General features: G+C 33.4%; 5 protein-coding genes. All 5 read right to left on the bottom strand.

Translation table 11 applies throughout. The annotated features are described in order from the left end of the window. Positions 1-26: 26 nt before the first annotated feature. Positions 27-4,091 carry a hybrid sensor histidine kinase/response regulator transcription factor gene (locus R6X41_RS12800; RefSeq protein WP_318500735.1) on the bottom strand — a complete coding sequence of 1,355 codons (4,065 nt, stop codon included), beginning with the start codon at positions 4,089-4,091 and terminating at the stop codon, positions 27-29. A 154-nt stretch (positions 4,092-4,245) separates the two neighbouring features. Next, a complete protein-coding gene (locus R6X41_RS12805; protein WP_318500736.1) occupies positions 4,246-5,193 on the bottom strand; it encodes a family 43 glycosylhydrolase in 948 nt (315 codons plus the stop codon). Between the two features lie 3 nt (positions 5,194-5,196). Then, complete coding sequence (locus R6X41_RS12810) at positions 5,197-7,338, bottom strand: hypothetical protein (protein ID WP_318500737.1); 2,142 nt, start codon at positions 7,336-7,338, stop codon at positions 5,197-5,199. 9 nt (positions 7,339-7,347) lie between these two features. Next, the gene (locus tag R6X41_RS12815; RefSeq protein ID WP_318500738.1) at positions 7,348-10,245 is read right to left on the bottom strand and encodes a hypothetical protein; all 2,898 of its coding nucleotides are present in this window, start codon (positions 10,243-10,245) and stop codon (positions 7,348-7,350) included. 27 nt (positions 10,246-10,272) lie between these two features. Continuing rightward, positions 10,273-11,868, bottom strand: a complete 1,596-nt coding sequence (locus R6X41_RS12820; RefSeq protein ID WP_318500739.1) for a 3-keto-disaccharide hydrolase — start codon at positions 11,866-11,868, stop codon at positions 10,273-10,275. Positions 11,869-11,889 lie beyond the last annotated feature (21 nt).

Genomic DNA, 11,889 nt, shown 5'->3' on the forward strand with positions numbered 1-11,889 from the left:
AAATGTGCTTAAGATCAATAATTTTTCTATTTTCTTTTCAAAAATTCTGATGGAGATACGCCATGCAGTTTTTTAAATGATGCTGAGAAATATGAATTGGATTCAATTCCAATTTGATACATTACTTCTGTCACATTAAAACCTTCGTTACTTTTTAAAAGTTCAGCGGCACGTTGTAACCTGTAATTTCTTATATACACATTAGGTGATTGCCCAGTAAGTTGTTTAAAACGCTTATAAAAATGTGATGTACTTGAACCCAATTCTGTAGAAAGCTCTTCAACACCAAAATTAGAATTAGATAAGTTTTTCTCTATAACTTTTACTATATTTTCTAAAAATGTTTTGTCTTTTTTAGAAAACTCTAAATCTTTATTATCTATTGGAAGTAAGCTATTCTTAGAAAAGTATCTTTTTATTTGAACGTTATTTTGAATTAATTTATTAATACGCAATTCCAAATGCTTTAAAGAAAAAGGTTTGCTTATATAGGCATCCGATCCAAATTCAAGTCCTTTTATAACATTGTCATTATCTCCTAAAGCCGTTAATAATAAAACAGGGATATGGCATGTAGCAGGATCAGATTTTATTTTTTCGCAAAGTTCATAGCCATCCATTTCTGGCATCATGACATCACTTACTATTAAATCTGGTTCTTTTAATTTAATTTTATCTAATGCTTCAATACCATTATTGGCGATAATAACGTTATATTTTACTGAAAGTTCTGTCATTAAAAAATTCTGAACGTCTTCCTCATTCTCTACAACTAGTATTGTGTACTCTTTTTTAGCTTTAGTATCAGGGGATATGCCTTCTAATTCATTAACATTATTTACCAACGGCACCCAATCTTTTATGTATGATTTCTCGGTTAAATTTATGTTGTCTAACAAATAATCATCTATTGGTCTGGATGGTATTTTTACAGAAAATCGTGTTTCAATCTTAGGATTACTTTTTACTGAAATTTCTCCACCAAGTAAATTAACTAGCGATTTACAAAAAGATAACCCAATACCACCACCACTAACATCTCCTAGTTTAGTTCCTAATTGATAAAATCGCTCAAAAATATTATCCAAATTTTCTGGAGGGATTCCTTTTCCTGTATCTATTACATCTATATTGATTATTTTCTCTCCAGAAACCATTGTTATTCCAGCCTCAATACTAATATTACCTTGTGCAGGAGTATTTTTAAATGAGTTTGAAAGTAAATTAAAAATAATACGTTCAAATTTTTCAATATCTAAAATAATTTCTTCGTTAGGCTCGGTTATTTTATAAAAGAAATTTATATTCTTTTCTAATGCATAATTCTCAAAAGCTTCGGTTGTAGGATATATAAAATCTCCTAAAGTACATTTGACTAATTTTAGATTAACATGCCCTTGTTCTGCTTGCCTAAATGTAATTAATTGATCTGCCAGACTTAAAAGTCGTTTCGTATTCTTTTGAATTATAGATAAATATTTAGTGTTATTTAAATCTGAATTGCTAGCTATAATACGCTCTAAAGGTCCTGAAATTAAAGTTAAAGGCGTTCTAAATTCATGGGATAAATTTGTAAAATAACGGAACTTACCTTGGTTTATAGTTTCTATTCTTTCTTTATCCATTTTCTCATATTTAAGACCTTGTTTTAATTTTTCGTGTTGCACGAAATAAATTATGATTCCTAAACAAATTGATACGGTTAAAATAAAAAACAACAAATAACTCCACCAGGTATTATACCATGGGGGTAAAATTTTAATAGATAATTGTTTATCTGTATTACTCCAAACGCCATCACCATTAGCCGCTTTTACTCTAAACACATAATCTCCTGCTGAAAGGTTGGTATATGTTACCGTTGTCTTCCCTGTAGGCTCTTCAATCCAATTATTATTAAACCCTTCTAATTTAAAAGCTAATTTATTTTTTGATGGTACAGACGTGTGTTTTACTGCCAAATTAAAAGATATAATTCTCTGACTTTGACTTATTGTGATACTTTCGGTTTCAGATATCGATTTATCAAGTACTACCTTATGGTTTATTTCTTCACCAATTTCAACTAACTTATTATCAATCAATAACGAAGTAATTAAAATTTCTGGCACCTGAGTATTTAGCGTAATAATTTCTGGTTTAAAAACCGTTAATCCATTTAATCCTCCAAAATAAAAATAGCCCGAGTTTCCTTTAAAAAAGCTATTTTGCCTAAAGTTATTTTGGTGCAGACCATCTCTTATGTCATAATCATTTGTTTTGTTATCTTCGATATTAAACTTAACCAAACCCATATCTGTACTGAGCCATAGGTGTGAATTGCCTTCTTGCAAAATTCCATAAATAACATCGCCTGGTAAAATATCGTCCTTTCTAAAATATTCAATTTTAATTGGCAAACCTTCACTATTTAATGTCATTTTATTCAAACCACCTCCAAAAGTTCCTATCCATAAGTGATTTTTTTCTTTATGAAGCGTAAAAATATCATTATAACTTAACCTAATATCTTTACTTTGCGTATTGTATTCATGATCTATAATAATTTTGTCTTGTTTAAAAACACCGTGTAAAAGCCCTTTAGTTGTTCCAAACCAAAACGAATTTTTATCATCTTTTAGAACCACTTGTAGATATTCATCTTTTAAATCATAAATTAATTTTATATTTAACAGTGAATTATTATTTTCTTTAAGGTCTTGCCAAGGATTTTCTACCAATAAAATCTCATGACCGCCTAAGAGCATATGCGTTTTATCAATTTGAATAATTTCCCATATTGAATTTACAGAATATGGATTTCCTTTATTTTTGAAAACTGCTGTTTTAAACGCTTTTGTTAATGGATTATAAACTACTACAGCATTATCTAAACCTAACCATATAAAGCCTTTTTCGTCTTCATAAATACATCTAATAATATCTCCATCAGACATCGGTACTTTTGCATGTAAATCTTCAAATTCTAATTTGCTAACAGTCTTATCATTTACTGAATTTGTACTTCTAAATAAAGTAGAATGATAACCAGACAACCAAAGCCGCCCCTTATTATCCTCTAAAATGGAAGTTAATAAATTATCTGAAATCGAATTAAAATCATATGGGTCATGCTCATAAGTTATAAATGATTTTTGGGTAAGATCCAATTTATTAAGACCTCCTTGAGCCGTACCAATCCATAAAATATTAAAATCATCTTCGTATATGGTATTAATATGTTTACTACTTATACCCCACTTGTTTTTTTTATTATGCGCAAAATGCTCAAAAGTGTCTTCTTTTTGATCATATTTATAAAGACCATTATCTTGGGTCCCCACCCAAACCATTCCAGAATGGTCTTCTAAAATAGTATTTACAACTACTGGAAAAGGTTGTTTTTTTGAATCATTAAAAGCATCTATAATGTGTAATCTGTCTTCTAAAGTTGCTTTATACAATCCCTCAGTGGTACCAATCCAGAGTATATTTTTAATTATAGTTAATGAGTTAATTTCTTTATCGTTTAGAACGTCGAAATCAGATAAAATATAAGATTCTTTCGCCTTTAAAGATAGCTGCTTAAGACCCAGTGAGGTTCCTAAAATAAGTGTGCTATCATCTTTAAAAATAAATGAATTAATAGATGACAGTCGAGAATATGATTCTAAAATATTATCTGACACTTTAAAAGTCCCTTTTTCTATATCAACTAACTCACAGACATACAATTGATTTTCACCAGAAAACCAAACACGCCCTGTAGAATCAACATCAATATGACTAATTGAAATTTTATTTGACAATGGAACTATATAAAACTTTTCCAACCAAGGTATATATACATTAAGACCTAAGTTTGTTCCTATCCACATCACCCCCTTGTCATCGTTACAAAGGGAATAAATATAATTGCCATTTAAACTACCATTAATTTTAGATTGTGAAGTATAGGTTTTAAACTCATAGCCGTCATAGCGTACTATTCCATTTGGAGTTCCATACCATAAAAACCCATAATGGTCTTGTTCAATAACGTTTATAGTATTATGATTTAACCCTTGATTATTCGAAAATTGTTCAAAATTTTGAGCATAAGATAGGTTCAAAAAATTTGTTAATAGTATTACAAAACCTATTTTATTAAGTAATCTAACAAAGCTAAAACTCTCAAGCCAGTAGTATATCATTTAGCTAAATTAATTAAAATCTATCGTTTTTAAAAGACATTTTTTCACAATAACAGTTATCAAAATATACGAGCTAATCCAATGTATAAATAATGGGTTGAATAGTTCCATCTTCATTAAAATACATTTTTTCATAACACGCAGAACGACGAAAAAAAGAACCTTCATTTACATCTGCTCGATGATAGAAATAATACCATTGATTATTAAATTCGATAACTGAAGCATGATTAGGTGCATTTGGTGCATCAGGTGCCAATTCCCCTTTAAAAGTAGCGTATTTTGGTAAAGGACTATTAGACATCCAATATTCTGTTATAGGACCAACCCTTGCGTGGAAATAATACGTTCCATTACGTTTAAATACGTGTACCGCTTCAGAAACTTCTTCTTGAGATAAACGTTGCCAATCTCCATCTAACTCAATCATATTGTCTTTAAGTTTGGCACCCATAATATGCGTTCCAGTTTCGCCAATATTTACCTTATGGTCGTTACCATAAATATATGCTTGACCGTCATCATCAACAATAACCGTAGGATCGAATATGGTTGTAATTTTATCACTTACTGCCTCTTCCCAAGGACCTATAGGTGTGCGGCTTTTAGCGACTCCAATATGTGTTTTATTATAAGGGAAATAAAAATAATACCACCCATCTTTATAAGCCACATCAGGCGCATTCATTTGTCCATCTGCCCAAAAATATTTACGAGGTTCTAATACAACACCATGATTCGTCCAATTCACCATATCGTCTGATTCCAATACCATATAATCTTGCATAGTAGAAAAACTTACAGCATCTGGTTGATCTCGTGAACAATACACATATACTTTTCCATTAAACACCTCAGCTGCAGGGTCTGCGGCATATAAAAAACTCGGATCCGTATCTTTAAGAATAGGGTTTTGTCCCCAACCTATTATACTAAAAGTCAGAAAAATTAGAGACAAGAATGTTTTTATATTTATTTCCATTTTAGTTTGCTTTAATACTATTTTTATAGTGTCATTCATAATTTAATGTTTTTCCCATTTTTCTTGTAAAAGAGTGATATCCTTAAGCGCATTTTCATAACCATTATCCCAATCGGCCCATCCACCTTTACTTAGTAACTGCGATTTGTATTGTTTTTTAGCAACTTCAGCATATTTTTTCCAATGTGCTGCTGCTTTTTCTAAATGTGCCATAGCTTTCTCTTTGTTTTTATCTTTTTCATCAGCAGCACAAAATTTTTCGGCATAGTAGTTTCCAAGATGTGCCATGGCTTCAATGTCTCCCAAAGTGCAGTGCCATGTTTTGTCGCCTTCAATTTTCTGTAACTTAACTATATTATTTAATACAAAATTGGAATAATTCTGAATTTCATCTGCTACTTCAGTACTTCCAGGTTTCCAACAATCATTTGTAATAGCATGATAACCATTACGTCCTTGGCAAGCCTCAACGGCCCACTGAAAATCCCAATCGTGCCAATGTTCTCGATTTACAGCTGGAATGATTTTGGAAGCCGTTGCCCAAACTTCCTGAAGTAATTCGGTTGGTTTTTCAGGAAATTCTTGCTGCATAGCTTTTTCAAAAAACGCATTGGTTAGGTTTGGATTATACCCCAATCGTCCCCATAGCATAAACCTGTACCAGTGTTTATCAATCTCCATTTGACGCGGAGATTCAGGTTCTATACTAACAAATTCACGTCCCCAAACATAACCATCTGAACCCATGTGAAAACCTTCCGTTTGATTCTCAGGAGGCATATTATTTATAAATTCACGCACATAATCGGCATCGCCCCAACGGAAATAGAAAATATCATCATTTCGCAAATTCCACCACCACTTTGTACCTATTGGAGCTTCTTTAAGAATGGGGTCAACAAATCCAGGATTTGTGCTAGCGTATAATCGTGCCTTTACATATTTGTAACTAAAGTCAAAGGTAATATCCTCATCAAACCCTTCAAAATGTTTAGTGATTTCAGGAATATCAGACATCCAATAGCGATGAATAAATCGGATTTTTCGATTTGGAAACGCCTTTTTAGCATCCATAACGCCAAGTCCGTAGGTTTTCCAAAGCCATTTTTCTTTCTCATCGGGCGTTAAACTAGGCATGCGCTCTCCGGCAGTAGTACCAATGCCCGCAAGTAATGGATACGTTTCGAAAAGAGCACGGACACTTTTACGCATATAATCAATGGTCACTTCATTTTTAACATCATGAGTAATGCCGTATTTACCATCAGCTCCCCAAACAAATATATTCCAAGTAATGATGTGAAATTCAATGCCACGGTTATGAGCATACTGCATGATTTCTTGCCAAAAAGCAATCTTATCATTCATGGTCATTTTTTTTATGGTCTTTAGGTTTGCCAATATATCATCGGTTACCCCTTTACCGCCTCCATGCCCTGCGTTTTTCGGAAACCATTCAAGCCAATCGATATCGCTAATTTTTACATCTTCTAGGGCAATATCTGGGTAATCTGGCACTTTTACCATAGATGGAAAAGGATGCCCACTCCACATAGTAATGGCGTTATATCTATCCCTTGCCATGGCATCTAGGTGCATCTTCCAAAAGTCAACATCCCACATGACCAACATATTTTGTTGTGCTGCATCGCCACAATCGGCATACGCTGGTGTGCGCGCATCGAGTGGCACATTAATTTTCAAGCCTCGCTTTTTAATATATGGCTTGTTATCGGTTTCCTTAATACCATCTAAACCATCATATAAAATGGTTTCAGCTAAATCTAGTCCTGCATACATCGCGCCTGAGGCATCGGCACCAATTGCCCAAACGGTTAATAGGTTGTTTTTATGGGTCATTCGAATAGCATATCCTTCATCAACCAATGATTCTGGACTTCTACCCCCTGCTTCTCTTAATCGTTTCAGAAGTAAATGATCTTGAGCAAGCCCTATTATAAATCGTATTTGTGTCTGCCTAGTTTGAAATTTTGAAATTGGCATTAAGATACATGAACTACCTTTATTTTCAATAGATTGCTTAAGATCATTAACGCCAAATTGTATAGCAGGAACATCTGAATCTGAAAATATGGTTATGGTATTACCAAATATCACCCCTGAAAAAAGTAAACAAATACTCGATACTAGGATACGTCTTAAATATGATTGATTTATTTGCAACTATTTTATTTATCTATCCAGTTTAACAATAACATAAGGTGCCTCCTTTTCCAAATCGGGATATATTTTACCGTTTCCTTTGGTATCCATAACTTCTACAAAATACATAACGTCATATTTTCCATCAAAAAAATCACTTGGTATGGTCGCTTCATATCTATCTGACGTACCTATTTTTGTCATTTCTAATGACTGGTAATCTTCAAATTGATTCACCCGTCGATATCTAAGCCTTACATTTTTTACTCCCGATGCATCTAAAACTGAAGCTTCAACTTTTAGAGCCTTATGTGTTGGCGCACTTTTTATGCGTTGCAATTCAACTGTAGGAGGCTCATTATCATCAGTAATTAAAACTTTAAAAGAATCTTTACTGCCCGTTTTTGGATAACTTATGGTGTTGTTTGACTTGTCAGTAATTTTAAAATAATAGGTGATTTGAGAATTATTTTCAGCGAATGGAATAACTCCTGTGTACATACTGTTTTCTACCTGTTCCATTGTAATAGCCTTGTAATCCTCCTCATTTACTGCGTACATTATTTGAACATCACTTACCCCGTCTTTTAATTTTAATGTGGTATTAATCGTTAAAGGACTATTTGTAGCTATTTTAGAAACTGGAATGTGTGCCATTAAATCTCTCTCAAAAATGGAATCATTGATTTTTGTTCTTGTTTGCTTTAAACTTTCCAATTCATTTTCAAGACGTTTATGTTCTTTACTCCAATGCCCAGGAAAAAGGGCTTTATTTGAACCAAAATCCAATTGCTGATTGTAAATATTCCCAGCGGATTCAACTAGGTTTCCATAGGCTTCAACAGCTTTAGACTCAAAAGAAAGTGCTTGATCAAAAGACACCAAATCTCCTGTTTTATGGTAAAGATTATAGCTAACTGCTGCCAACAAGCGTTGCGAATGATATTGAGCTAAATATGCGAGCATTTTTAAATCTGTAATAGTTGAAATAAATTCCTTATTCTGATGTGTGCCTATGGTTTTTTCAGCATTTTCAACATCAGTTAAAATGTCTTTAGAAATGTTTGAAAACCACTCGCTTGTTTCACTTGGTAAAACTCTAAAAGAAGGTTCATTGTTTATTATAAATTCTGCTTCTTCTTTTGGAGAGGCAAATTGCTGAATATCTGATGGCTCGGAGTTTAAGGCAAAATGTTTTAAATCTTCCATTCGCTGCATTTCAGCCCAACCCTGTGGACTTGCAAAAAATGGCTCATAAAGATAACTTGCCGTTACAATTCTTGGAAGTATTTTACTGGCTTTATGTAAACCGTTCATTATAGACAGTCCAGCTTCATTGCCAAAACGTTTGCTAAACTCCATTTCCCAAATATCACTCGGCGTATTTGGATTATAGGCAACTCTTCCCATAACCTGATAATAATGCCAATACCGTTCCAATTCATAGTTATAATAGCGGTTGTCTAGATTCAATAAATCGGTAACTTCTGCATCGTGCTTGCTTCCGTTCATTTTAAAATACAAAGGTTCATTAAATTCAAAACCAACGGCATCATATAAATGAGACCCTTTACTAAATGTTTTTACCCAATCTGGGTCTCCCCAAAGGAATAACCTTGTGGTACCGCCAGACCACACGCGCCATTTAAATCCGTATTTTTTCGGGTAACGTAGCATATCTGCATACCCATGACGTCTATCAAATTGATTATCTGTATTGATATGTGTAGGATGAAAAGGCATGCCCATTTGTTCCATCCAGTGTTTGGTTGCCACACGAAAATCGGCACCCGTATCTACTCCATCATATAACGTTTCATCTGGAACGTCTTTTGCCCGCGCTTCAATTTTCATATTAGGGTGCTCTTTTTTAAGCATATTGAATATTTCCTTCCAAAATTCCAAGGCTATATCTCCCGAAATTCCAGCTTCCCAATGCATCCTAAATTGAACCAAATCAATTTCCGGGAAATTTTTAAAAAATTTCTGCATGGCTTTTTTGGTGTATGGTATCAAGTTTTCCTCGGTCAATCCCCAAATAATATTGTCTGGTAAATCAGCAGGAATATCACCATCTGCTTTAACCATTGCTTTATATCGGGCATCGCGTTCAATCTGATCCCAAAGCCCTACACCAAACTCAATACCTCTTGAATGTGCTAAGGCAATTATTCTTTTTAATGATGCCGTATTTTGTTTTTGTTGCTCCTCTGTGACGTTTTTTATTTTAACAAAAGGATACCCTTCAACATTAAAAAAATTAGGATAAGCAGGTGCCATAAAATTAGGCTCTTTCATCTGGTTATTCTTATAGCCAAAAATCAACAAGAATTGATTCAATCTATTCTCAGCCATCATATCAAAATAGGTTTCCCAATACTTTATATCATGAAGTTTTTTTTCAAAATAACCTCTATGAAATGTACCCGCAGATACGGCACGTTCCTTAACATCTGGCGCTTCCGAAACATCATTCACGTATTCAAAAAGGTTTTGTGGGTTCTTACTCCAAGATATTCGCTGTGCAACATCTAGAGCGGCATACATTAATCCAACCTCATCTCCTCCACAAAAAATAAGCGCTGGTTTATCGTTATATGTTGTCTTTTTTATAAGTAATGCTTCTTTTTCTTTTGGCAAGTCTACCCCCATTTTTTTAAGCATTTTTGTTGCTTGATTATCTTCACTAGATAAACCTGCAAAAATGTAATAATCGCTTTTCGAAACACTTAATGTGGTGTCTTTTTCAATATGCACGTTCATGGAATCTAATGCCTTTTGAATTTTATGCATTCCATGAAAAGCTGGTGTGTTTTTCTCATTTGAAAAACCAATTATTTGAATATTTGGCATCTCATTTTTACACGATACAAAAAAGAAAATAATTAGTATTAAAAAATTAATCGGATGGTTAAATCTAAATCTCATTGTCTTCTATATTTAATATTTAATGCTTCACTTTTTTCCCAGAAAAACATCGGCAGGTATAATTTCGTCAAACTCTTTAATTTGAATATTTCTATAAAATATTTCAGCAGTTTCTGCCTGAAATCCGAAAATTCCAGCTCCAGGCTCTAAATTGAAAGCCATATTAACAATTTCTCCATTTAATTTATGAATAGCATATTGGTCTCCCATCACAATAATTTCGCATTGATTCCATTCATTATTTAGTGCGTTGAAATTTTCAGTTGGCGATGCAAAGTGTAGCCAATGTGCTTTGGCATACAGTGAACCACCATCTTTTGGATGTAAATAGGTGCCATTTTCTTCATTGTAAAACCAATCATAATTGGCCCCTTGAGGTCTTATTAAATCGCCTGTATGATTTCGAGATGTGGTATGATCGTAACGGATTTGATACTCAATACCTACAGGCCAAATTTTATCGTTTATAACATGATAATATACACCAGCATCATATTGCCACTTATTGAAGTTATTAGCAATATTAGTTCCCCACTTATATTCAAACCTAAGAATATATTTACTGCATGAATTTTCATAATAGATTTGCCCATGCGTATCATTCGCTCCTGTATTTAAGTTGTATTCTTTTGGAAACGAATCTCCAAACACATGAATCATACCGTCTTCAATGGCGAACACTTTTTTAGCTAGCGCTTCATCTCCACTCCGGATTTTCAGGTACCAACCATCCAAATTTTTACCATTGAAAATTGTTTTGAATCCTTCATCACTAGTATCTGAAATTTCATTTTTGTCTTGATAAGATATGGATTCCAAAACAGGCTTATAATCTTCCCATCCCGCATTTTCTTTACCGCTTTTTTCCGCGCCTGTAATCACCCACCATAACATACCTGAATCAGAAGAATCATATGTCTCTTTTGCATTTCTATTATACAGCCATTGAAGTTTAGGATTCTTAGAATCTCGCATCCAGAATACGTTTTCTTTTTTAGTGTTCCATTCCGTTTTGTTCTGATTTTTTATACGAATGGTGTCGACTCCCAAAGCTCCAATATCTTTCCAGGTGTGTGTCATTTCAGGAGGAGAAACATGGTCTTCATTAAACCAAGAGGAATGTGATATACACGTAATAAATTTTCGTTTTTTTGGAGTTACAGCATTAATATAGCGCCATGGCACTTCCATAGGTCCACCAATACAAAACCAAAGCGGATCTGTTTTAGTTGATTTTTCAGCCTCCATTTTAAAATTTGCAATAGCCTCATCTAATTGTGTTTGTACATCAAATATTTTAGTGGAATCTATATTAAAATATCTTGCGCCTTCCGTAACACTCTCGAGCATCTCCATATATTGCCCGTTCTTGTTTTTAAGATGACTAGAATAATCAAAATGAACTAATTTTGATTTTAAACCTGTTCCTTCTAGCAAAGCCAAATTCATGGCTGCTGCAACATAATCATCTTCGTCATAATTATTTCCATCGTGCGAGATGGCTATTCTACCACCAGGATAGTTAAGCACATTTTTATATTGAGCATATCCAGGTAATTGCAGTAGAAAAGCTGCCAATAAAAACATTGTTCTTTGTAAGTGCTGATAAATATATACTTTCATAGCTAACTTATTTTTATAGAG

This window comes from Formosa sejongensis (assembly GCF_033447105.1).
Lineage (GTDB): Bacteria > Bacteroidota > Bacteroidia > Flavobacteriales > Flavobacteriaceae > Formosa.

Excerpts from the sequence above, each read along its gene's own strand:
- R6X41_RS12820 (WP_318500739.1), bottom strand. The coding sequence starts at position 11,868 with ATGAAAGTATATATTTATCAGCACTTACAAAGAACAATGTTTTTATTG.
- R6X41_RS12805 (WP_318500736.1), bottom strand. The coding sequence starts at position 5,193 with ATGAATGACACTATAAAAATAGTATTAAAGCAAACTAAAATGGAAATA.
- R6X41_RS12815 (WP_318500738.1), bottom strand. The coding sequence starts at position 10,245 with ATGAGATTTAGATTTAACCATCCGATTAATTTTTTAATACTAATTATT.